The organism is Streptomyces sp. NPDC055140, from assembly GCF_053607285.1.
Map to the genome: position 1 here is coordinate 140,172 of NZ_JBSGTG010000002.1, position 24,519 is coordinate 164,690.

13 protein-coding genes and 1 tRNA gene are annotated in these 24,519 nt (G+C 69.9%); 7 read left to right on the plus strand and 7 right to left on the minus strand.

Annotated elements, in window-relative coordinates; genetic code table 11:
* Positions 1-24 precede the first annotated feature (24 nt).
* A complete protein-coding gene (locus ACWFR4_RS04590; RefSeq protein WP_453650804.1) occupies positions 25-2,529 on the plus strand; it encodes an Hsp70 family protein in 2,505 nt (834 codons plus the stop codon).
* A gap of 39 nt (positions 2,530-2,568) precedes the next feature.
* Here ACWFR4_RS04590 and ACWFR4_RS04595 read toward each other — a convergent pair whose 3' ends face one another.
* The 4 genes from ACWFR4_RS04595 to ACWFR4_RS04610 form a co-directional block, all read right to left on the minus strand.
* The gene (locus ACWFR4_RS04595) at positions 2,569-3,699 is read right to left on the minus strand and encodes an AAA family ATPase (RefSeq protein ID WP_453650806.1); all 1,131 of its coding nucleotides are present in this window, start codon (positions 3,697-3,699) and stop codon (positions 2,569-2,571) included.
* 3 nt (positions 3,700-3,702) lie between these two features.
* Complete coding sequence (gene drmB / locus ACWFR4_RS04600) at positions 3,703-5,580, minus strand: DrmB family protein (protein WP_453650808.1); 1,878 nt, start codon at positions 5,578-5,580, stop codon at positions 3,703-3,705.
* Complete coding sequence (locus tag ACWFR4_RS04605) at positions 5,577-8,729, minus strand: helicase-related protein (RefSeq protein ID WP_453650810.1); 3,153 nt, start codon at positions 8,727-8,729, stop codon at positions 5,577-5,579. Before ACWFR4_RS04605 ends, drmB begins: the two co-directional genes overlap by 4 nt.
* Before the next feature lie 63 nt (positions 8,730-8,792).
* The gene (locus ACWFR4_RS04610; RefSeq protein ID WP_453650812.1) at positions 8,793-10,289 is read right to left on the minus strand and encodes a sigma-70 family RNA polymerase sigma factor; all 1,497 of its coding nucleotides are present in this window, start codon (positions 10,287-10,289) and stop codon (positions 8,793-8,795) included.
* Positions 10,290-10,559: 270 nt separating this feature from the next.
* Here ACWFR4_RS04610 and ACWFR4_RS04615 point away from each other — a divergent pair, with 270 nt between their 5' ends.
* From ACWFR4_RS04615 to ACWFR4_RS04625, 3 genes are all read left to right on the plus strand, one after another.
* Positions 10,560-12,347 (plus strand): DUF4357 domain-containing protein, encoded by a 1,788-nt coding sequence (locus ACWFR4_RS04615; RefSeq protein ID WP_453650814.1) that lies wholly within the window; start codon positions 10,560-10,562, stop codon positions 12,345-12,347.
* Between the two features lie 74 nt (positions 12,348-12,421).
* A complete protein-coding gene (locus ACWFR4_RS04620; RefSeq protein WP_453650816.1) occupies positions 12,422-13,696 on the plus strand; it encodes an McrC family protein in 1,275 nt (424 codons plus the stop codon).
* 43 nt (positions 13,697-13,739) lie between these two features.
* Positions 13,740-15,878: a UvrD-helicase domain-containing protein gene (locus tag ACWFR4_RS04625; protein ID WP_453650818.1), complete on the plus strand. Its 2,139-nt coding sequence runs from the start codon at positions 13,740-13,742 to the stop codon at positions 15,876-15,878.
* 704 nt (positions 15,879-16,582) lie between these two features.
* Here ACWFR4_RS04625 and ACWFR4_RS04630 read toward each other — a convergent pair.
* A tRNA-Pro gene (locus ACWFR4_RS04630) sits at positions 16,583-16,656 on the minus strand.
* Positions 16,657-16,806: 150 nt separating this feature from the next.
* On the opposite strand from ACWFR4_RS04630, the gene ACWFR4_RS04635 reads away from it, so the two are divergent.
* Both ACWFR4_RS04635 and ACWFR4_RS04640 read left to right on the plus strand, forming a co-directional pair.
* A complete protein-coding gene (locus tag ACWFR4_RS04635; RefSeq protein WP_453650820.1) occupies positions 16,807-17,520 on the plus strand; it encodes a transketolase in 714 nt (237 codons plus the stop codon).
* Between the two features lie 60 nt (positions 17,521-17,580).
* Positions 17,581-18,495 (plus strand): transketolase family protein, encoded by a 915-nt coding sequence (locus ACWFR4_RS04640; RefSeq protein WP_453454875.1) that lies wholly within the window; start codon positions 17,581-17,583, stop codon positions 18,493-18,495.
* Here ACWFR4_RS04640 and ACWFR4_RS04645 read toward each other — a convergent pair.
* Positions 18,461-19,885: an MFS transporter gene (locus ACWFR4_RS04645; RefSeq protein WP_453651390.1), complete on the minus strand. Its 1,425-nt coding sequence runs from the start codon at positions 19,883-19,885 to the stop codon at positions 18,461-18,463. The two genes, ACWFR4_RS04640 and ACWFR4_RS04645, sit on opposite strands and share 35 nt — an antisense overlap.
* Before the next feature lie 110 nt (positions 19,886-19,995).
* Positions 19,996-20,358, minus strand: a complete 363-nt coding sequence (locus ACWFR4_RS04650) for an MmcQ/YjbR family DNA-binding protein (RefSeq protein ID WP_453650822.1) — start codon at positions 20,356-20,358, stop codon at positions 19,996-19,998.
* 598 nt (positions 20,359-20,956) lie between these two features.
* Here ACWFR4_RS04650 and ACWFR4_RS04655 point away from each other — a divergent pair.
* Positions 20,957-24,508 (plus strand): ThuA domain-containing protein, encoded by a 3,552-nt coding sequence (locus tag ACWFR4_RS04655; protein ID WP_453650824.1) that lies wholly within the window; start codon positions 20,957-20,959, stop codon positions 24,506-24,508.
* Positions 24,509-24,519 lie beyond the last annotated feature (11 nt).

Here is a 24,519-nt window from a genome sequence, read left to right on the forward strand (position 1 = left end):
AAGACGATCAGGAAGCACGCCTTCATGCACCGGACTCTCGGCATCGATCTCGGCACCACCAACTCCGTCACAACCTGGATGCGCGACGGCGTCCCCACCGTCCTGCACAACCGGGACGGCGACCGGGCGACCCCCTCCGCCGTCGGGGTCGACCCCGACGGCGCCCTGCTCGTCGGGCAGGAGGCCCTCAACTGGCGGGGCGGCGACCCCCGTTCAGTGATCACGGAGGTCAAGCGGCTGATCGGGCGCCGCTGGGACGACGAGCTCGTCCAGCAGGCGCTGAAGACCCGGCCCGACGACGCCCCGCCCGTCCGGGAAAGCGCCGACGGTGCGGTGGAGATCCAGCTCGGGTCGCACTGGCTCTCCCCCATACAGGTCTCCGCCGTCCTGCTCCGCCGGCTCAGGACGGACGCCGAGGACGCGGCGGGAGTCTCGTTCCGACGCGCGGTGATCACCGTGCCCGCGTACTTCGCCGAGCCGCAGTTCGACGCCGTGCGTGCGGCCGGACGGCTCGCCGGTTTCCACGTGGCGCGCATCGTGCAGGAACCGACGGCCGCCGCGCATGCCTTCGGGGTCCGCCCGGGAGAGGGTGGTCTCAAGGACTACGCCACCGTGCTCGTCTTCGACCTGGGCGGCGGCACCTTCGACGTGTCGCTCCTGACGCTCGGACCCGGCCACTTCTCGGTGGCCGCGCTGGGCGGGGACAACCTCCTCGGCGGTGCCGACTTCGATGCGCTGCTCGACACGCATCTGCGGGAGCGGCTCGGCGGGCGCGACCACGACGGGGACGGTGACGCCTCTCGCATCCGGGCCGCCGCCGAGCGAGCGAAGATCGAACTGTCCGCGCAGGACACCTCGGAGGTGATCCTCGCCCCGCTGGGGCGGCAGGGCGGCTCCTGGTCAGGGACGGTACTGCGCACCGAGTTCGAGGAACTCATCGCCGGTCACCTGCGCAGGATGCGGGAGACGGTCGAGACGGTACTGACGGAGTACAGCGCGACGCCCGAGGACGTCCAGCGGGTCCTGCTGGTCGGTGGCTCCACCCTCGTCCCGGCCGTCCGACGCGGCCTCCAGGACCTCTTCGGGACGGACACGGTGTCGGATGCGGTGGACCCCATGACAGCCGTCGCTCACGGCGCAGCCGTGGAGGCCGGACTCCTCCGCACGCTCGACTGCCCGTCCGAGACCTGCACCGTCGAGAAGATCCCCGTCGACTCCGAGGCCTGCCCGGCATGCGCCACACCGCTCCTCGGTACGACCACGGTCGACTGCCCGGACTGTCACGTCCCCGCCCCCGAACTCACCGGCGGCTGCCCCGTGTGCGCCACGGATCTGTCTGGACTGCGCGCGGCCGCCCCGGCCGTCGCCCCCGCCGAGTGTCCTGCCTGCGGCCGCGACGACAACCCCGCCGGCGCGACCGTGTGCGGGGACTGCGACGCGGTCCTGGACTCCGGCGGCCTGAAGTGTCCCGGCTGTTCCATGATCAACGCCGCGGGTCTCAGCGCCTGTTCGTTCTGCGGCAGCGACTTCGGCACCGCCCTCCCCCAACAGGTCACGGCCCAGGACATCGGCGTTGAACTGGCGGACAGCACAGTGGAGGTTCTCTTCCCCGGCGGCACCCCGTACCCGACCGAATGGCACCGGGTGGACGACCTCGCGATCCGCAGCGACAACGGCACCTCCCTGGGAATCAACCTCTGGGAAGGACCGCACCTGCGCTCGGCGCGGCGCAACGAGTTCTGCGGCGGCTTCGTCCATGAGAGCCCCGATGGACTCCGGGGCGACGTGCCGCTCACCCTCCAGGTACGGCTCGACGCCGACCGGACCATCGGCCTGAGGTACCGCATCGGCTCCGAGGACTGGTGTGGCGCCGAACTCCGGCGCAACCTGGTCTCCCCCGCCCTCGGCCGGAAGGCCGCCGCACTGCAGGCCCGCTACGCCGAGTTCCTGGACACCTGGAAGGAGGGGCTCACCCACGCCGAACGCGACGCGCTCACCGAGACCATGACTGACCTCGCGGCCCTCGGTCGCGGAGAGACCGTGAGCCGCTCCCTCGACGGGTTCCTCGACTCCGCTCGCGACACCCTGGACCTGTGCAGCCGGACCCGGAGCACCCACGCGGGCGCGACGATGTTCGCGCAGAGCGGTCGTGGACTGCTGCCGGCGGCGCTCCTGGTGGATCTACGGAACGTGGCCGAGGCCGTCAACGACGCGCGCGAGTCCATGGACACGGCCGCGATGCGGGCGGCCACCGAACGCATGACGGACCTGTCGGACGGCATCGACCCGGCCATCCGTAACGCGCTCTACACCATCCGCCTCGCCGAACAGGACGCCTACCCCACCACACTGCGCACCCAGGTCATCGCCGCCCGGGACGCGCTGCGCAGCGCCATGGCCCGTGACGACAAAGCCGCTCTGGACACTCAGCTCGTCCGACTCGGGCAGCTTCGCCAACAGGGGCACGGCCAGATGGCGGAAGGCAGCGCTCTCCCGGGCGCGGCGATCGTCCTGCCGTCCCGGCGATAAGGCGGGGACACCCGCGCCGACTGTGCCGGTGGCAGCGGCTCAGGCCCTGCTGACCAGTCCGTTCAATCCCTCCAGATGCCGCGGAACCCGCGTGCCCTGCCAGCCCAGGATCAGGCTCTCGCGGGCCCGCGTGGCCATGACGTAGTACGCCATGCGGAGCGTCGCATCGGTGGGGTCGGCGGCGGTGTCCGTCTCCGTGTCAGCGATGACGACGGTGTCGAAGTCGAGACCCTTGGCGCTCGCGCGGTGGACGAGGACGACGCCGGGGCGGATCAGGTCGAGGTCGCGGTAGCGGCCGCCCTGGGTCGCCGCCGAGCTGTAGAGCTGGGGCTCGGAGGGGAGGTTCGCGCGCTCCAGGCGGCGCATCAGGTCGGCTCCCGTGCGCAGCGAGTTCACGATGACGCCGATGCGTTGCTTCGGCGCGCGGACGGCCAAGGCGGCGATGTCGTCGGCTATGCCCTTCGAGCCCGAGTAGCGGCGGATCTCGGGCCGCGGCCCACTCCGGAAGGGTAGGACGGGACGAGCACCACCGACGCGGAAGTGCTCGGCGAAGGAGGCGATCTCGCGGGTGTTGCGGTGGTTGCCCTCGATCTTGTGGCGCCGGGTCGCGCCGCCCAGGGCGGAGGCGATCTCGTCCAGCGTCGAGTTCGTCTCCGTGAGGCGCTGGCACTCGTCAGCAAGCACCGTGACCGACACCGCGGCCAGGCGGGCCATCTTGTAGAGGCCGGGCGGCAGGTCCTGGCCCTCGTCGATGACAAGGTGCGGAGACACCGTCGCCTCGCTCTCATCGATGCTGGCGGCCGCCATCGCAGTGAGCGCGTTCCAGTCGAACCAGCCGTCCGCCGTCTCGGCCGCGCTGCGGTCGAATCGGCCCCTGATCCAACTGTGCACGGTTGAGGCCTTGAGGTCCGCGCCCGGGACCGTGAGATGGCTGAGCGTGGGCTGGAGAAGCTGGCGTAGGAGGTTGGAGCGGGTCAGCAGGACCGTGGGCCGGCCGGTGAGCGCAAGGTGCACCGCGCGGTGCGCGGCGATGAGGCTCTTGCCGCTGCCTGGCGGGCCGCTGACGAGGTGTCTGCCGGTCAGGGGCAGTGCGTCGAGGCAGCCACGCTGGGCCTGCGTGAGGTCAGGGTGGAGTACGGCGCCGGTCGGGGCGGGGTTCGTGGCGGTCATGGGTCATCCCAGAGCGGTTGCGGCCGCCGCTTCGCGGCTGGCGGTGAGGACGTCGGAGAAGTAGCCGGGCACGGTGGCGGAGCCGACGACGAGGGCGCGGTCGAGGAGGGTGTTGCCGGTCTGGCAGCTCGTCTCGGGGAGCAGCGTGCAGGCGTGACAGGCGGCCCGGTTGAGGTTGCCGAAGCCCTGGCCGGTGTGCTCAGCACAGAGCGGGTCAGCCGAGCACCAGGCCGCCGCCTCCAGCATGCGGATGAGCGTCTCGGTGAAATGCGGCGCTTCGCCCTGGCGGACCAGGCCGCCGAGGGTGCCTTCGGCGTCTCCGGCCGCCGCGTAGATCAGCACGCCGTGCTGCCCGAACTCAGGGCGCCCGTAGACGCGTTCGCGGAGGCTCGACGTGGTGTAGCCGGAGTCGAAGGAGAGCTGGCGGATCAGGAGGTGCGCAAGGGTGTGGAGGAGGACGAAGCGCGGCGAGAGCTCTTCGCCGGCGGTCTCCTCCAGCTGCTCCTTGCGGAACGAGTCGTCGAGGTCGGCCCGGACGTCCCCGACGTGGACGCGGACCCGCGGGTCGTTCTCCCATTCGGCCAGGCGCTGCTCGTCGAGGCTGAGCACGATGCCCTCGCCGTAGACCTCGACGGCAGGAAGCCAGCGCAACCGGCCGCTGGTGTCGGACGGAACGAGCGTGCCGGTCGGCGCGTGGCGCCGGAAGCCCGTCAGCGCGCGTACTTCCCGCAGGCGGTCGGCGAGCACGACTCCGTCGACGAGCAAGGCAAGAGTGGCCCAGGGCTCCTCTTTCTCGCCTTCGAGTCCCAGACTGGTCCGACGCGCCGAGAAGTCCTTCGAGGGTTCCGGGATCTGCGTGGCGGCGAAGGCGTTCCACTCGTCTCGGCTGAGGTCGAACTTGGCCGTGGCGGGCTTGATCGCCGACAGGGGTACGGGTTCGCCGGTGGCCTCCGCGATGAGCCGGTCGATCAGGTCGTCGGGGGCTTCCGTGTCCTCTTTGATCATGTCCCGGAAGGCTTCGGCCCGGGGCTTGCCCAGCGCGCCGAGCAGGAGGTCCCAGTAGTCGTGGCCACGCACGGCCGCTGCCGCGTCCTGGTCGGCCTGCGGCGGTTCGTCGGACTCGGGGATGTCCAGCGCCGAATAGACGGACGGGTAGTAGACGTTGCCCGCGGTGCGCTGCACGATGTGGACCTGCTGGCCGCAGGAGGCGCGCTCCGTCCAGTGCTGCCAGGGGTTGCGGCCGGAGCAACTGCCGCCCTGCGGGCCGAGAATGTCGAGCAGATCACGCTGGGCATCGCCGTCGTTGCAGCCCATATGGCTCGCTTCGCAGCGCACGGACAGCGCTTCGAGGCCCGACGCGCGGTCCGCGACGAGGAAGCTGAGCCGGCGGGCCTTCCAGGCGTCGTCGGACTCGGGGCAGGACGCCCGGGCCTCGGGAGAGAGCTGCGAGTGCGCCCAATACCACCAGTCCACGTCGTCGAGGTGGCCGTCCGGGCAGATCCGGACGAACCGCATCGGAGCCAGACGCGGTGCCGCCGCGCACGAGGTGCAGACGGGCGGCTCACCGGGCCGCTCGTCCTCCCTCAGGAAGCGGACCATGGCCCGGCAGGCCCCGCAGAACAGCCATCCGGGGAACCGGACGTAGGGCGCACCGGGCTGCTCGGCCTTGTCGTAACGGTCGTTGAGGGTGTGCGGAGCAGCGAAGAAGCCCGTGACACCGAGCCGGGTGGCGAGCCGCTCAGACGGGACGGGGGTCTTGCCCTTGTACGGCCAGGCCTCGATGCCGGCGGCGACGAACGACTCACCCTGGATGTCGAGCACGGCGCCTACGCCGAACGGCAGCACTGTCTGCGCCTGGCGGATCCGGAGTTTGCGCGTCACTTTCCTGCCCCCGTCACGGTGATCTGGCATTCGCGGTCCACGCTGCGCATGGAGTTGAGTGTCTCCCACAGGCCGTACCGCTGCTCGAAGCCCTTGAGCAGGTTGTGTTGGCCCTTTCCCTGGCTCCGGTAGTAGAGGTCCTTGCCTTCGGCGGCCGCGGTCTCGGCCTGCTTGCACCAGTCGTCCAGGTGGTAGCCGAGCTCTCGGCGTACCTGGGCGCGTACGGCATCGTTGCCCGCCCCGTCCGTGGTACCGCACTCGGCGATCGCCGCGCGGACAGCCAGCGCGTCGGCGATCGCATCAGCTTCGGCCCGTCGCCTGGTGAATTGTCCTGCAGCGTTCTCGGCGGCCAGGCCGAGGCGGTGGCGTACGAGGATGACCAGGGCGGCGTGCAGGGCGCGTCGGCGGGCGGGGATCGACCACGGGGTGATGCTGGCGGGTTCGACGAAGCGGTAGAGGGCGCCGTGGTAGTCGATGAACGTCTCATAGTGGGAGCGGTCGCGGGGGCGGGTGGCGTTGAAGTACGTGACGACGAGGCCAGGCACCCGGTGGCGGCCCACGCGGCTGGTGGCCTGGATGTACTCGGCGGTGGTCTTGGGCTGGCCCTGCATGAGCATGTAGGCAAGCCGCTTCACGTCGACGCCAACCGAGAGCATGTTGGTGCAGGGCAGGAAGGAGACCGAGCGCGGGTCCGTCCAGGGCTGTTCGAGGCGGTCGAGAAGGATGGGCTGTTCAGCTCGCGGTAGGTTGCTGGTGAGCTCCTCGACATCACCAACGCCGAGTGCCCGTACGCCGGTGCCCTCGTCGAGACCGCGGATCTGCGCGGGGATGTCGTCGCCGGCCGCGGTGACGGTGCGGCCGAGCTCGCGCAGGCTGTGGTGGTAGGCGACGAGGGTCCAGTAATCGTCGCGGTGGTCCTCGGGGAGCTGGTGGACGCCTTGGAGCATGGCCGCCGTGGTGGCGACCGCGCCGCGGCCCGCGGTGTGTCCCTGTGCCATGACTCCGAGATAGAGGCGGCCGTGACGGCCCTCGTCGGGGACAGCGAAGAAGCTGTCGCGGGCGTCGAGTCCGGACGGCGGGAACAGTTGGACGTCCTGGTTGTGGAGAGCGCGGACCTGTTCGGCCGACCGACGGATGGTGGCGGTGGCCGCGACGATCTTCGGTGGGCGGCCGTCCGGGCCCGTGCACAGTTCGAGGATCGCCGACTCGTACAGGCCCACGGTGGTGCCGAGCGGTCCGGTGAGCAGGTGCAACTCGTCCTGGATGATCAGGGACGGGGGCGGGTTCGTGGTGCCGGCGCCGAAGAGCCGGCCGGAGTCGCGCTCCCAGGCAAGCCGGGCGAACTTGTCGACGGTGCCGAGCACGAACGTGGACGGGTCCCGGTAGAGGTGCTGGTCGACCACGGCAACCGGCAGGTCGTCATGGAAGTGACAGTCGTCGCGGGTGCAGTAGAAGGAGAACTCGTCCGGCTCTGCACGGATGCCGTAATCGGCTCGGACGCTGGATCGGGCCGCGGGCAGGATGCGCGTGCCGCACCAAGGACAGCGGTCCAGGATGAAGACGTCCTCGGGACGCGCGGCGACGCGCTGATCGTCGAACGCCTTCTTCGCGGACTCGAAGCTGTTGGGCGTGGTGGTCTCACCGACCCAGAGTCCGATGGTGATCGGCTCGCCGCCGAGCCCGAGGTCCGGCTCGGTGCTGCGGAGGTACTCCAGGGCGCAGATGGTGGTGGCCGCGCGCTGGAACTGCTGTGTGGTGAGCAGGCTCAGCGTGTATCGGCTGAGGACGGCCGTGCCGGCCCCTTCGTCGCGGATCCGGCGCAGCGCGATGGTGAACGCGGCGAGCAGAAGGTACGCCTCGGTCTTGCCACCACCTGTCGGGAACCAGATCAGGTCCGTCGTCTCGCGGTCGGGGTGCTCCGAGTCCGCCACTCCGTCGAGGGCGAGGAGGAAGAACGCGAGCTGGAAGGGTCGCCATGCTGCGGTGTCGTCGACCGCCGGGTCTGTGACCGTCGGCTCGGAACGCTGCCTCCGCTGCCCCGCGAGGTCGGGCGCGGAGTGACGCATCTGCAGCTGCATGGTGCGCTGCGCGATCCGGAAGGCGGCGAGAAGTTCAGGGCGGTTGGGGTCGCACAAGGTGCGCACACCCGACTCGATACGCGCGACTGCCCGACCGATGCGGCCGAGGATCCTGTCTGCGGCCTCCTGGCCCCAGGACGGTACTTCCACGGCGAGCTGGCCCGCGTACCAGGCGTGGTAGGTGGACGCGAACTCGCCCAGCTCCTCACGGAGTTGGTCGACTCCGACGGCCGGGTCCGCGAGGTGGGCGAGCATGAGAGCGGGCGAGTCCAGCGGGCCACCGGGCCGGATGGCCGGCACTTCGGCGCGCGGGAGCGGCTCACAGGAGAGCCTCTCGATCGTCCCGTCACTGGCCACGATTTCGCGTACTGCGCAGCCGTGGCCAACGGCGCGGGTGATGACATGCCGGTACTGGAGTCGCAGCTCGCGCTCTTCAGGGTCGCGGCTGGCGAGCCGGACGCTGGGATACGGAAGGACAGCGCCGTCGACGGGGCGGGCGGTCAGTCCGCACTGGAAGAGCATGTCGTCCCAGCTCGGCGGCTTGCTGTCAGACAGGTCGTGACGGGCCGTATTGACCAGGGCAACGGTGACGAGAGTTCCCGTGCCGTAGGCGCGGCGCGTCAACCGGATCTCGGCGCGCCCTTCGAGGACGGGCACGGTGTCACGGTCCGGCTCGATCAGGTGCGTCTCCAGCCGGAGCGCGATACGGCGCCAGCGGCGGCCCCGTCCGGGCTCGCTCTTCAGCGTCTCGTAGCGGGCTGCGGTGCAACTGACCTCGACCGCGGGCGCGTCGGTGTAGAAGCTGAGGCCGAGCGATGCGGGGAGCCAACTGTTGCCCTCGGGCAACGGGTCGCCGGCCGGGCTCGAATCGGGGGCGTCCTGCTCGGCGCCTGTACCGTCCGGGTCCTCAGCGGCATGCGAGAGCCGCCGCTCGAGTTCGGCCTGCTGCGGGTACAGCGTGCCCATCAGGTACTGACGGTCGGGCGGCGCGTCGAGCACCTCGTCGTCGCCTGAGGCGGGGCCTACGAGTTGGCGAGTGAGGTAGTCGACGAGTTCCTGGCGCGGGTCCATGAAGGTCCTTACAGGCTAGAGGTGCGGAAGGTGAGCGGAGCGTGATCGTCGGGCAGCGACGGCTCAGCGGCGCCGAGGCGCGAGCCCGCGCCGCATCAACTCCTCCCGGACCAGCGGCATGACCTTTGATTCGATCTGCCGGATCCGCTCCCGCGTGACGCCGAAGGCGACGCCGATCTCGTCCAGCGTTCGGCGCTCGCCACCATCCATTCCTGTGCGCCAGACGATGATGTAGCGCTCGCGTTCGGCGAAGGTCTCAAGGAGAGCTCCCAGCTCCACGTAGAACTCCTTGCGCAGCGCTGCCGCACAGGGGCTCGGCAGACGGCAGGGCCCGGCTATCAGTTCGCCCAACGCGGTATCGTCGCCAATGATCCGGTCGAGCGAGTCCGTGGGCCTGCTGAGTTTGCGCACCTCCTCCACCTCGGCGAAGGTGAGGCCCGTGGCGTAGGCGACGTTGTCAACGGTCCGGGGGCGCCCCTCGCTCAGGAGCTTGCGCTCGGCGCTGGCGACCTTGTGGACACGTTCATGGAAGTGCACGGGAATCCGGATCGTGGTGCCTTCGTCAGCGATCCCGCGGCTGATGCTCTGCTTGATCCACCACGTCGCGTACGTCGAGAACTTGTAGCCCTTGGTCGCATCGAACTTGCGCGCAGCCCGCATCAAGCCGAGGGTCCCATGCTGTTCGAGGTCCTCCCTGTCGAGCCCGCGCCCCTCGTAGTGACGCGCGATGCCCCACACCAGGCGCCGATTGTGGCGGACCAGGCACTCGAAGGCGCGCCACTGTTCCTCCTCGCGCGGAAGCTTCGTGATCTCCTCCTCCGGAATGTCCCTGCCGAGGTCACCGGTGCCACCACGCAGAAGAACCGCGAGCCCCACCTCCTCCACCGCCTTCAGCAGAGTCTTCTCCGGAGCCCGACGCCACCGGTCCTCCTCCAGCACAACGCGAGCAGCCCGTACGGCATCAGCATGCTGATGTTCCTCCGCGGGGACAGCGGCTCGGTCCCGTCTCTTGCCGGTCCGCGGCCGTACGGGTGCCGCCACCTGAGGCGGCAACGGCCGGGTCACCGGGAAGCCCGTCGTGAGTTCCTGCGCCTCGGCGCTGCTGAGACCGGTGAGCCGCGCAACACCATCGCGAGCCAGCCTGCTGACCGACCCATCCGGCTCGGCGTACCGCGCAAGCATCTGGCGCGCCATGACCAAGCGCTTAGCCGCGGGAGAAGGCACGTCCACAGTCGAGTTCCCGACCGCCTGCGCTCCGAGAGGCGCAAACACCGCGCGCGATCTCGCGAACCCTTGCGCGCCGGGAGAAGAAGCCGCGGCAGGCGAGCGCCCTAACTCCCGCGTTGCACGCGAGGCCTTCAAGCGGATACCCACCCCGGCAAGCCCTCTGCGCAGGCCCGCCTTCTGCTCATCGGTCTCGAGGCCCAGCCGAGCGGCCTCGGCAGCGAAGGCCGCCTGGCTCACCGTTCCCGTGCGGCCCGCGCGGCGCTGCAACCGCTTGATGACAGCGGGCAATTGCGCAGCGATGGCCTGCCGTTCCGCATCGAGGTCCCCACCCATGACGCACCCCTGACTTCCGGAGCATTGCTCCCCACCCGCAAGAGGCGAGTCGGTGCGCCCCACTGTAGAACCACCCCGTTTACAACGTCAACAGAATGTGCGCTGAGTCCGCCCCTATGCCGACACCGCGGTGCCGCAAGGCCCATAAACCACCGCAGCACAAACGCCGGTTGGGGAGCGCAAGTACTCCAAAGCACTGAGGGCAAGTCCGTTAGCGTCGTCAACACGTATACTGACCGCCCGCCCCTCCCCCACACGGAAGGCCGCCTGATGGAACACCCGGATCACCCCGAGTTCCGACTCAAACTCCCCGGCGGCGGCCCCACGGCCCGCGGACGCACGCTCACCGAGCTCGGCAACAACGGCTCCGCCAAGTTCCTGGTCCTCGAAGACTCGCCCGTGAGCGCCCGGGAATGGCCCGGCCTGAGCGAGTACAGCCGCCGTCAGCGCAGCAGCCTCCGTACCGACGGCACACTCGCCGACGCTCCCGAGGCACCCAAAGCCGCCGACGGACAGGCCCTGTACTGGGTGGCGACCCGCGACATCGAGTGCAACTCCTCGTCGGCCGCAGCGTCGCTGGTCATCGGGTACGGCGCGAGCGGCCCCGAGATGTGGCGGGACGCCGACGGTCACCCCCTGTCCGACTACGTGTCCCCGGGCTGGCGCGCACCCCGCAAGTCCTGGCTGGTACGCGGTTCCAACGTGTCCGGCCGGGACCTGGTGCGGCGGGTGTGGCTTAACGAGGGACTCGTCTCGCTGCCCGGTGCGCATCTGCCGCCGCTGGACGAGCCGGACCCGACCAAGAGTGCCCTGCGCCGCTACGTCGAGGACGGCTACGAAGGCACCGCCTCCTACAGCCAAAAGCGCGGCCTGGTCGACGAACTGCACGCCTTCCTGACCCAGATGCGCGTCGGAGACACCGTCGCCACTCTGTCCGACGGTCGGCTTTTCCTCGGCCAGATCACCGGCGAGGCGCAGCAGACCGACTCCCCCGGCGGCCTCACGAACCTGCGCCGCACCGTCACATGGCAGCTGCACGGACACCCGTACGACGAACTGCCGGAGGAGCTGCAGCAGAAGCTCTCCGTGCAGCACGACGTCGTGGATCTGACCCCAGTGACGGACACCCTGACCGCGCTCGGCGCTCCCGCCCCCGCAGCCGACGAGGAGATGCCCGCGGAACCGGCCCCCGAGCTGGCCCTGCCGGAGGTCACCCACGAGCTCGCCGCGGAGCTGCTCGTCCACGACCGGGCCTGGCTCGACGAGGTACGCGAACTACTTTGGGACGAACGGCAGTTGGTCCTGTACGGACCGCCCGGCACTGGCAAGACCTATCTCGCGATGAAGCTTGCCGAGCACTTCGGTGGCGGGGCTGAGCGGGTCAAGCTCGTGCAGTTCCACCCCTCGTACGCGTACGAGGACTTCTTCGAAGGATTCCGGCCCGTCGAGGATCCGGAGACCCGCGACGTAGCGTTCCGGCTCACCGCCGGGCCGCTGCGGGAGCTGGCCGATCTGGCCTCCCGCGACGGGAACAAGCACATCCCTCACTTCCTCATCATCGACGAGATCAACCGGGCCAACCTGGCCAAGGTGTTCGGAGAGTTGTACTTCCTGCTCGAGTACCGCAGGAAGACGGTGCGGCTCACCTATTCCGGGGACGACTTCGCCCTGCCGCCCAACCTGTTCGTGATCGGCACCATGAACACCGCCGACCGCTCCATCGCACTCGTCGACGCCGCGATGCGCCGCCGGTTCGTCTTCGTAGAGCTTTCTCCTCGCATCGAACCCACACGCGGGCTGCTGGCCCGATGGCTGGAACGCGAGGGCAAGGACGACGAGCCGGCCCGGCTCCTCGACATCCTCAACGAGCGCCTGGGCGACCCGGATTTCGCCATCGGGCCCTCGTACCTGATGAAGGACGGCGTCTACCGGGCTGGGGGTCTGGAGCGCACATGGCGCACGAAGATCCTCCCGCTACTTGAGGAGTACCACTACGGCGAAGGCACCGACATAGAGGAGCGGTACGGTCTGGACTCCCTTCGGCAGGCTCAGCCGTGACGACCCCGGTGGCGAGCGCACGTACTGATGCCACGCGCCCCAGCCGGACGGACCGGCCGGGCAACGCCGGTACCGTGATCACGCTGCGCGAGCATGCCCCGGCCCGTTCCGTCCCGCTCGACGCGGCCGCCGGACGCGCTCTGGCTGCATCCGGCGTGCTCGACAGCGCCGTTCCGGACCCGCACCTGGCGGGGAACTGGCTGCTGCGCGCCACCAGCCGCGTCGGCGCGGTCCGCGTCACTGTCCCTGGCCGGCCGGGCCACGGCCGCCAGCCACGGGACACAGTCACGCTGCGGATCATCCCGAAGACGCCGGTCCGCCGTCTCTTCTTCCTGCTCGGGTTCAGCCTCGACCCTGCGCGCGCCTGGCGGCATCCGCACGAGGGGACAGTTGACGCCGACGCCCACGATGACATCGTGCCCGCCCTCGCGCACGCAGTGGAGCGGCAGATCGACCGTTCGCTGCGGCAGGGGCTGCTGCAGGGATACCGGCGCGTGGAGGAGTCGGCCCTCGTCGTGCGAGGCCGGATACGGGAGGCCGACCAGATACGGCGCCGCTTCGGACGGACCCTGCCGATCGAGATCGCCTATGACGCTTACACCCCGGACGTCCCCGAGAACCAGATCCTGCGGGCCGCCTGCGAGGCGCTCCTGCGGGTCCCCGGGGTCCCGGACCACGTACGTCGGCGGCTCGGCCACCAACGCGTACGCCTGGCCGACGTCACACCTTTGGTGCGCGGACGGGCCCTGCCCGCGTGGACGCCGTCCAGGCTCAACGCCCGCTACCGGCCTGCGCTGCAGCTCGCCGAGGCCGTACTCCGCGGCACGTCCCCCGAGCACCAGGCAGGTGAACTCGCAGTCGACGGCTTTCTCTTCGACATGAACGTCCTGTTCGAGGACTTCGTCACCGGGGCCCTGCGCGAAGCGGTCCGGGAGCACGGGCTCATCGGCCGGCTGCAGGCCCCGCACCATCTCGACACCGCCGGACGGGTCCGGATGCGCCCCGACCTGGTCGTTCAGGAGCGGGACGGGCGCACTCCGGTCGCGGTCGTCGACGCCAAGTACAAGACGGAGAAGGCAGGCGCGTACCCGAACGCTGACTTGTACCAGATGCTCGCCTATTGCACCGTCCTCGGGCTGGGCGAAGGGCACCTGGTCTACGCGGCCGGAAAGCACGACGGACAGTTCCACGAGGTGCGTGGCAGCCGTCGGCCGGGGTACACCACAGCGCAAAGCGGCGGCGTGCGCCTGTACCAGCACGTACTGGATCTCGACCGCGAACCGGCGCAGTTGCTGGCCACGTTCCGCGACCTGGCCGCCCGCCTGGCGATCGGCTACGACCAACGATGATCATTGTGTGTACGCCCATGCACACTCACGGGAGGGGACACTGATGCCACGGCTCGCGTTCGCCAATAGTTTCTGGGATGGCTACGACAATCTGGAGAAGCCGATCCGCGCCGGTGTGCGCAAGGCGATGGCCAAGTTCCAGACCTTGACCGTCGCCCAGCTCAACTCCGACAAGGGTCTCCACTTGGAGTCGGTCGAGAACGCTCGCGACCCGCGCATGCGGACCATCCGGATCACTGACTTCTGGCGCGGTGTCGTCCTCGCCCCGGACGACGGCAGTGATGTCTTCCTGCTGGTGAACGTTCTTCCGCATGACGACGCGTACACCTGGGCCGCCAAGCGCCTCTACAGCGCGAACACCGCAACCCGCGCCCTGGAGGTCCGCAACGCGGTCGCTCTGGACCAGCTGACACCTCTGTATGAGGAGGCTGCGCGGACGGCGCCTGAGCTGCTCTTCGCGAAGGTATCGGACGGGACGCTGCGCGAACTCGGCATTGACGACCAGGTACTGCGCGCCGTTCGCTCGATCGCGGACAAGGCGCAGCTGGAGGCGTTCGCCACGCTGCTGCCCGAGGACCAGCTGGAGGTGCTGCAGTACCTCGCCGAAGGGTTCGGCCCGGAAGAGGTCTACCGGGACGTCGTCGCCGTGCGCCGGCCCGCCGACGCGCCCGCGGAGCCGGTCGAGGACCTCGCGACGGTCATCGCGAACTCGACCGCGCGCATCCGGCTCGTCACCGGCCCGCAGGAGCTTGAAGAGATGCTGGAGAAGCCGTTCGCCGCCTGGCGTGTCTTCCTCCACCCGTCCCAGCGCCGGGTCGCCTATCGCACCTCGTACGGTGGCCCTGTGCAGGTCACCGGCGGCCCCGGGACCGGCAAGACGGTCGCAGCACTGCACCGCGTCAAGCACCTGCTCGGGCGGGACGACGACAGCCGCATCCTGCTGACAACGTTCACGAATGCTCTTGCCGCCGGGCTGCGCGAGAACCTCGCACTGCTCCTCGACGACGACCAGGATCTGCTGAAGCGCGTCGACGTCACCACTGTCGACGCGTACGCAAACTCGGTCGCGCGCGGACACGACGCACTGGCACACCCGATCGGCGACCGCGAGCAGAGGCAGCTGTGGGGCAAGGTCGTCAAACGTCTCGGGCTGCCGTTCGGCGAGCAGTTCCTGGCGCAGGAGTACCGGCATGTGATCCTCGGGCAGAACCTGCGCGACCTCGACTCCTACCTCGTGGCCTCGCGCCGCGGCCGCGGTACGGCCGTCGGGCCGGGGCGGCGGAAGCAGGTATGGGAAGCCGTCGAGCTGTTCGAGCGACTGCTTCGGGAGCGCGGCGAGACCACGCACCTGGGCGTCTGCGCCCGCGCCGCCGACTTGCTGAACGAGCGCGGCCCGGCGTACCGGCACGTCGTCGTCGACGAGGCACAGGACCTGCACCCCGCGCAATGGCGGGTGCTGCGGGCCGCCGTTGCGGCCGGCCCGGACGACCTCTTCCTCACCGGCGATCCCCACCAGCGAATCTACGACTCCCGCGTCACGCTCGGATCGCTCGGCGTACAGACCACCGGCCGCAGTTTCCGGCTGCGCGTCAACTACCGCTCCACAGAGGAGATTCTTGCCTGGTCGGCGCGACTGCTGGCGCCGGTGACGGTGGAGGCGATGGACGGCGAGGGCAACGATTCGCTCGCCGGCTACCGCTCCTTGCTGCACGGTCGCCGCCCTGAGGCCGTGGGCTGCGCAAGCCAGCAGGAGGAAGTGTCGGCGATGGTGGAACGGGTGCAGGAATGGATCGCGGACGGCGTCGCACCGGCCGAGATCGGCGTATGTACGCGGTTCAACCTGACGCTCGACAAGGCCGCGGACCGTCTCAAGGCCGCGGGGATCCCCGTCGCACGGGTCAAGGGGCAGGTACCGCCTGGGGCGGACGGTGTGCGGCTAGCGACGATGCACGCGATGAAGGGGCTGGAGTTCCGCGCGGTCGCCGTTCTCGGTGCGTCGGCGGGCGTGGTGCCGTTCGCCCGGGAGATCACCCCGGCTGAGGTGGATCCGCTTCAGCACGAGGCCGACATGCTGCGCGAACGCTGCCTGCTGTTCGTGGCGTGCACGCGGGCGCGGGAGGCGCTGCGGGTGTCGTGGAGCGGGGAGGCGAGCGCGTTCATCCCGGTGACGGCGGGCGCGTAGCGGCTCGTTCGATGGATGTGGCGCGTTCGGCGGGGCCGCGGCACGGTCAGGCCGCGATAGGCGGTGCCGCCGCGACGGCGGTCCGGACGCGTCGATGAGCCATGCGGGCACCGACTGTCTTGACTGTGCGTCACCGGACGAGGCATTCCTCCCTTTCGAAGTACGGGTAAAGCAGTCTGTAACCTTCGGGTCGCTGAAATGGGCCAGCGTCGCGTGCGGCAGCTCTGCGCTCGCATCCTTCATCGCTGCAGTCGGTCCCACCGCCATCCCTGACATCTCCCAACCGCGTTCAACGTCTCGATGCCGCGCACAACGGCCCGGACGGAAATCCGGCATATGGGGTCCCTGAAATCGGACATGGGGCCAAGATTTCGCATGGCCCCATACCGTCGGCCCCGGTTATGGGGACGCCGCTCCCAGCCCCGCTCCCACTGGGAGCGAGCGTGACCTGCGCGAAGAGCGCTAGCCCATACCCAAAAGGCCCCCCGAACGACGGGGAGCCAGCAGTCACAAAACGGACACGAATGTGAACGCGTGGGCAAGAAATCGAATATGTGCGCAGCGGCCCGAGTGGGAGCAATCCGTTAAGGGGACTGGGAGGGAGCGCGCTCCCTCCCATCGCTCCCAGGGAGCGAACCCGGGAACAGAAAAAGGGCCGTTATGAAAACGGCCCTTCACCTGCGACGTTCGATACGTTCGAACTGTCGGGACGACAGGATTTGAACCTGCGACCCCTTGACCCCCAGTCAAGTGCGCTACCAAGCTGCGCCACGTCCCGGTGCTCGTCTGACCTGGGCTTTCCCCTGGCCGAACGCGCACGGAAACCATACCGCACTCGGGACCGTGGTCGCGCACCCCTTTCGTCCGCGACCGGCGCGTGACAGGTCACTCTTGACCTCAAGTTGGCTTGAGGTTGCACGCTCCTGTCATGACAACGACAGCGGCACGTACAGCGGCGGCCACCTACTCCTACGAAGACCTTCCCGCCCTCATGGAACGCATGACCGGCGACGAGAAGCACGGCCCCGCAGCGACCTCCACCCTCGATGTCCTGTGGGTGCTCTACGACCGCGTGCTGCGGGTGACGCCCGACGGTGTACGGGATCCGGAACGTGACCGGTTCCTGCTGTCGAAGGGCCACGGCCCCATGGCGTACTACGCGGTGCTCGCGGCGAAGGGGTTCGTGCCGGTGGAGTGGCTGCCCGGCTTCGGGTCGTATGGCTCCCCCCTCGGGCACCACCCGGACCGGGTGCTCGTCCCCGGCGTGGAGATCGCGAGCGGGTCCCTGGGGCACGGGCTGCCGATCGCCGTCGGGACGGCACTCGGACTCCGCGCGCAGGGCCTCACGGGACCGGCGGTCTGGACGCTGGTCGGGGACGCCGAGCTGGACGAAGGCAGCAACCACGAGGCCATCGCCTTCGCCGGGCCCGCCGCCCTCGACCGGCTGAACACCGTCGTCGTCGACAATTCCTCGGCCAGCCACGCCAGGCCCGGCGGCATCTCCGCCCGTTTCGAGGCGGCCGGCTGGTCCGCCGCGACCGTCGACGGACGCGATCACGAGTCCCTGTACGCCGCCTTCACCGCGCCGCACCCGGGAAGGCCGCGCGTGGTCGTCGCCCGTGTGGAGCCCAAGAACGCCTGAGCCGCGCCGCCCCCTCCCTTCTGCTCTCTTCTTTCTCTTCCCAGGAAGGACACCCACGTCATGGACACCATGCGTGATCGATTCGCCCCTGTCGTCTCCCAGCTGCTCGACGAGGACCCCCGGGTCGCCGTCGTCCTCGCGGAGATCGGCAGGGACGGCTTCGTCGAGGCCGAGCGCCGGCACCCGGACCGGGTGATCAACGTGGGCATCAGGGAGCAGCTGCTCATCGGGACGGGAGCGGGGCTCGCGCTGACCGGGCTGCGGCCCGTCATGCACACCTTCGCCAGCTTCCTGGTGGAGCGCCCCTTCGAGCAGGTGAAGCTCGACCTCGGGCATCAGGACGTGGGCGGAGTCCTGGTGAGCGCCGCCGCCTCCTTCGACTGGCCGTCCGGCGGCTTCACGCACATGGCGCCGGGCGATGTGGCGCTGCTCGACACCCTCGACGGCTGGACCGTCCATGTGCCGGGCCATCCGGACGAGGCCGAGACGCTGCTGCGGCACGCGGTCGGCGCCGGTGACGACCGCGTGTACGTCCGCCTCTCGGTGCAGTCGAACAGGGAGGCCATCGCCGTCGACGGCGAGCGTTTCCTGACCGTCCGCGAAGGCCGGAACGGCGTCGTGGTCGCGGTCGGGCCGATGCTCGACGCGGCCCTCGCCGCTACGAAGGGCCTCGACGTGACCGTGCTCTACGCGACGACGGTACGGCCCTTCGACGCCGGGGCGCTGCGCCGTGCCGCGGGAGCGGCCGACGCCGCCGACGTGGTGATCGTCGAGCCCTATCTGGCGGGTACGTCGACGGCCGCCGCCAACGACGCGCTCGCCGATCTGCCGCACCGCGTGCTGGGGCTGGGCGTGGGCCGCCGTGAGCTGCGCCGGTACGGACAGATCGAGGAGCACGTGGCCGCGCACGGCCTCGATCCCGCGTCTCTGCGGGATCGGATCAGCGGCTTCCTCGACAGGCGGGCTCGCGGTTAGAGGAGGACTTGTCCAGGCTCGGGCCCGGCACGGGCACAGTGCTGTCCACCCGTATCAGGCCCCTGATCGCGGGGACGGAGAGCAGGGCCGCCGCCACGAGGACAGTCGTGACGCCACCGGCGAGCAGGACGTGGCGGGTGCCGAAAACTCCGGCGGCGGGACCCGCGAGCGCCTGGCCGACCGGTGTCATCGCGAGGGAGCCCGCGACGTCGTAGGCGTGTATGCGGTTGAGGACGTCGCGCGGGACCTGGGTCTGGATGCTGGTCGCCCACATGACGCCCCAGAACGACATGCCCGCGCCTGCGACGACCGCTCCCGCCGCCATCCACTCCACTCCGAACCCGGCGCCCACGGTCGCCGGGAACAGGCTGAAGCCGAACAGGGCGACGGCGCCGGCGCGCAGCATGCGGCGAGGGCGCAGCCGCAGGGCGAAGACGCCGCCGATGACCGTACCGAGGCCGAGCGCCGAGTTGACCAGGCCGTAGGCGCGCGGGCCGTGCTCCTGGACGACCTGTGTGGCGATGAGCGGGACGGCCGGGCCCCAGGCGGCGATCATCAGCACGCACCAGATGGCTATGACTCCCCAGAGCCACGTGCGCGATCTGAACTCCCGCCAGCCCTCCAGGAGATCGGCCCGGAACCCGCTGCCACGGATCGCCTCGGTGCCGGGCTGGGCCGGGGGCAGCCGGAGCAGGAGCAGGCACAGGGCGCTCAGGCCGTACGTACCCGCGTGGGCCGCGAAGACGACGCCCGGCGAGGCGAACGCGACGAGCAGGCCGGCGACGGCCGGACCCGCGAGCTGCGCCACGGACTCGGCCACGCGTATCGCGCCGTTCGCCGCCTGCACGTCGGTGGCGAGGCGCGGGACGGTGCTGGCGACGCCGGGCTGGAAGAGGGCGGCCGCCGCGCCGTTCACCGCGCCGATCACGCAGATCTCCCACAGCACCACGTGTCCGGAGAAGAACATGACCGCGGCGAGGGACTGGGTGACGAGGCGCGTGACGTCGGCGCCGATCATCAGCAGCCGGGTGCTGAACCGGTCCGCGAAGACGCCGCCGAAGATGACGAGTCCGGCGAAGCAGGCAACGGAGGCGGCCATCGCGAGGCCGACGGCGCCCGCGCCGTACCCGTGCTGGAGCAAGCCCGCGGCGAGCGCCACCGGCAGCATGGTGTCCCCCAGCTTGGCCACGGCACGCGCCGAGAAGAACAGCCCGAAGTCCCGCGACCAGATACCGCCGCGCGGCCGCCTTGATTCACCGGGACCAGGATTCGACCTGCCAGTCGAATCCCGCTGCCGCTTCGGTTCACCAGAACCAGGAATCGACCCCCCAGCCGAATCCCCGGCCCGCTCCCGCTCCTCCCTCGACCCCCATGGCTCTTCCTTCGACATTCCACCCATGCCTGCCCGTACCCTCCCCGGCGGCGCGGCGGCCCCAGCGGCTCCGCGTCCCCCACCCCTGCCGGATGATGCCACGCAGCACTGACATCGCCCCGGGAATATCAGTCCGTGGGCTCCGGTGTGCCCAACTCCGGGTGGGCGTCCAGGAGTCGGCCCGGAGCGGCCTGTCGCCAGGAGTCGGTGAGGATGTCACGCAGCTCGTCGCCGTCGTCGAGCGCGGCGAGCCTCACCCGCACCCATGCGAATCCTGCCTCATGGTCCGCGATCCAGAACTTCTTCGGCTCCGCGAGAACCAGTTCGTCGCGCTCCACCTTGGGGCAGCGCACCGCGATGGAGGTCTCCTCCTCGGGCATCGTGGCGAACATCTTCCCTGCGACCCGGAACGTCGGCATGCTCCAGGCGATCTTCTCCGTCACCTCCGGCAGGGCGAGTGCGATGGAACGTACGTCGTCGGCGTCTTGCATGGAGGAAACGGTAGCCAAGCCCACTGACAAGCGCCGGTCGGAGCGCATGCGCGGGACAGCCTGTCCCCCAGTTCGGGCGCGTCCGGCGCCGGGTCGTCGCCGCGAATATCAGACAGCCGACCCACCAGTTCAGGCGCCACCGGCACCGAGCCCCGTTCCCGCGAACAACGGCCTGTCGGCCCACCGGTTCGGGCGACAGCGACACTGGGCCTCCACGAACGACTGCCGTCCGGACCACCAGTTCGGGCGCGACCAGCGCTAGGCCCCGCGAACGGCGACCGGCCCACCACTTCCGGCTCGACCAGCGCCAGGCCCCCGCGAACGACGGCCGGCCCTCCCATCACTTCAGGCGCCACCGCCACGCCCCCCACCTTCGACAGCCACCCACCCCACCGGTTCGGCGGCGACTGCCACCCGCTCCCCCGCGATCGCGGCGCCCCCTCCGCATCCCCTGGCCTGTTCCGACCCATTGACCCCTCTCCGCCCGGAACCTACGCTGAACGACGCCATCGGGAAAGCGCTTTCTAGGCGCTCCGGCATTCCCGCAGCACTCACCGCACGCCCGAGTCGGCCACCGGCCAACAGCCCAGGGAGCGCCATGAGTTCTACGAGTTCCGCCACACCCGTACCGTCCGGGAGACACGGTCCTCCCGCGCGCACCACGCCCACCGCGCGAAGTCCGCACAGCCGGCGAAGCCCGCACAGGTGCTCGCCCTGGACCGTCCTCCTCGCGCTCGTCGCCCTCGTCGTCGGCCTCGGTCTGGCGGCCCCGCCGCGCGCCGAGGCCGCGGCCTCGTACCGCGTGCTCGTCTTCTCCAAGGTCACGAACTTCGCCCACGACTCGATCCCGGCGGGCATCGACGCGATCAAGAAGCTCGGCAGCGAGAACGGCTTCGAGGTCGAGGCGACCGACGACGCCGCCGCGTTCACCGACGAGAACCTCGCCCGCTTCAAGGCGATCGTCTTCAACAACACCAACTCGACGCCGGAGACGGGCGATCTGCTCGACGCCGACCAGCGCGCGGCCCTGCAGAAGTACGTCCGTGGGGGCGGCGGCTGGGTCGGGCTGCACGCCGCGTCGGCCAGCGAGCGGGACTGGGGCTGGTACGAGGGGCTCGTCGGAGCCATCTTCGACCAGCATCCCGCCGTACAGACGGGCCGGATCAAGGTCCTCGACCATGCGCACCCGTCCACGAAGGGGCTTCCGGAGCTCTGGGAGCGTACGGAGGAGTGGTACAACTGGCGCACCAACCCCACCGGGAAGGTCCACACGCTCGCGCAGATCAAGGTGCGCGACGGGGTCACCGGCCTCGACGAGGGCGTCGACCACCCGTGGTCGTGGTGCCAGAACTACGACGGCGGCCGCTCCTGGTTCACCGCGGGCGGACACGCCAAGTCGGCTTTCGAGGAAGCCGGTTTCCTCCAGCACATCCTCGGCGGCATCCAGTGGGCGGCCGGCGACAAGCCCGGTGACTGCTCGGCGACCAGGACCGGGAGCTTCCAGCGCACCCCGCTCGCGACGGCCGACCTCGCCGACCCCTTCGAGCTGGCCGTGGCGCCGGACCGGCGCGTGTTCTTCATCCAGCGGACCGGCAAACTGAAGATCATCGACCAGGAGACGCTGAAGGTCACCACGGCGCTCGACCTCGACTACACGCCCGAGATGACGAGTCAGTCGGACGGCCTGCTGGGGCTCGCGCTCGATCCGAAGTTCCGGGACAACCACTGGATCTATCTCCTGAACTCCGACAAGACCGAGAAACGGATCAACCTCTCGCGGTTCACCGAGTCCGGCGGCAAGGTCGACCCGGCGTCGGAGAAACGCCTGCTCACCCTGCCGACCTGGCGGGGCGAGGGACGCGCCAACTCCCATATGGCGGGCTCCATCGCCTTCGACAACAAGGGTGACCTCTACATCGCGACGGGCGACAACACCGACCCCTTCGCGTCGGACGGGTTCAACCCGATCGACGAGCGCGAGGGCCGACGCGCCTGGGACGCGCAGGGCACCGCGGGCAACACGAACGACCTGCGCGGCAAGGTGCTGCGGATCACTCCGAAGGCCGACGGGACGTACGGCGTCCCCGAGGGGAACCTGTTCGCGCCCGGCACCGACAAGACCCGCCCCGAGATCTACGCGATGGGCATGCGTAACCCGTTCCGGATCACGACCGATCCGGTCAGCGGGGCGCTCCTCGTGGGTGACTACGGTCCCGACGCGCGCAACGCGGTGGCCGACCGCGGGCCCGAGGGCACCGTCGAGTTCAACCGCATCACCGAGGCGGGGAACTACGGCTGGCCGTACTGCATCGGCGACAACACCCCCTTCAACGACTACGACTTCGGGTCGAAGACGTCCGGGGCGAAGTTCGACTGCGCTCACCTCGTGAACGACTCGCCGAACAACACCGGCCTGCGCGACCTGCCGCCCGCGCACGCGGCGTCGGTCTGGTACGCGTACTCCGCCTCGGAGCAGTTCCCGGAGCTCGGTACCGGCGGCGGTGGCCCGATGAGCGGTCCCGTGTACGCCTACGATCCCGCGAACCCGAACAAGACCAAGTTCCCGGAGTACTTCGACGGGAAGTGGTTCAACTACGAGCTGACCAGGCAGTGGTTCAAGACCTTCTCGATCCAGGAGAAGGACCAGACGTTCACGGATCCGCGGTTCGCGCCTGCCAAGGCCGGCGATCTGCAGTCCATCAACTCCGTGTTCGGCGACATGAAGTGGAACCAGCCCTTCGATGCGGACTTCGGTCCCGACGGGGCGCTGTACGTCATCGACTTCGGGCTCGGCAGCGGCACAGGCCGCGGCGGGAGCAACGAGGGCGCCGGCATCTACCGGATCGACTACGTCGCCGACAGCCGCCTGCCGGACGCGCGGGCAGCCGCGGCGCCGGACAGCGGCTCGGCGCCTCTCGCGGTCACGTTCTCCAGCGCGGGTTCCGGCCTGCCGGACGGCAAACCGGTCACGTACGCCTGGGACTTCGACGGGGACGGCACGACCGATTCGACCGACGCGAACCCGAAGTACACGTACACGAAGAACGGCGTGTTCACGGCGCGGCTGACGGTGACCGGGCCGACGGGGCTGACCGGACTGGCCGTGCAGGACGTCACCGTGGGGAACACGCGGCCCAAGGTGACGATCCAACAGCCGCCGAACGGAGGGACGTTCAGCTTCGGCGACACGATCCCGTTCAAGATCAAGGTGACGGACCGGGAGGACGGGCGTCCGATCGACTGCTCGCGCGTCGTCGTCCAGTCCCAGCTCGGCCACGATTCCCATCTGCATCCGCTGGACAACTACACGGGGTGCGCCGGGGAGATCGTGACGGACGCCGGGGACAGCCACGGGCCCGGCCAGAACCTGTACTACGGCATCAGCGCCCAGTACGAGGACAAGGGCGGGCCGGGTGGCGTGCCCGCGCTGACCGGGTCGGCGTCGCTCTCGCTGCGTACCTCGTTCCGTGAGGCCGAGCACTTCACGAAGACCGGTGGCGCGCATGACGGTGTCGTGGTCGCGAGCCGCGCGGACGCCTCGGGCGGCAAGCGGCTCACCGAGATCGAGGACGGGGACTGGGTGTCCTTCGACCCCGTGCACCTGAAGGGCGTCGACTCGGTGACCGTGGGAGCCGCGTCGGGCGGGATCGGCGGCGACGTCGAGTTCCGCGTGGGCTCCCCGACGGGCAAGCTGCTCGGCAAGGTGTCCGTCCCGAACACGGGAGACTGGGGCAACGTGGTGTCCCCCACCACTCGACTGGCCGACTACGACGCCACGTTCCCGCTGTACGCCGTCTTCACCAACCCGCAGTGGAGCGCCGACAAGCCCGACCTGTTCGCGGTCGACTGGCTGCACTTCAACGGGCCCGGGGTGGAGAAGCGCGCGGGCGCCAAGGTGAAGGTGGCCGCGACGCCGGAGATCGGCGCACCGCCGCTCACCGTCGCGCTCAAGGGCGCGGTGAAGCTCCCGGAGGGCCGTACCGCGGCCTCGTACCACTGGGACTTCGGGGACAACAGCAAGCCGAGCGGTACGGAGGGCGCCGACGCCCAGCACGCGTACGCGCGCGCGGGTGCGTACACGGCGCATCTGACCGTCACCGACGACAAGGGCGACACGACCACCGGCTCGGTCCGGATCACGGTGAAGTGAGAGGTGTGGGC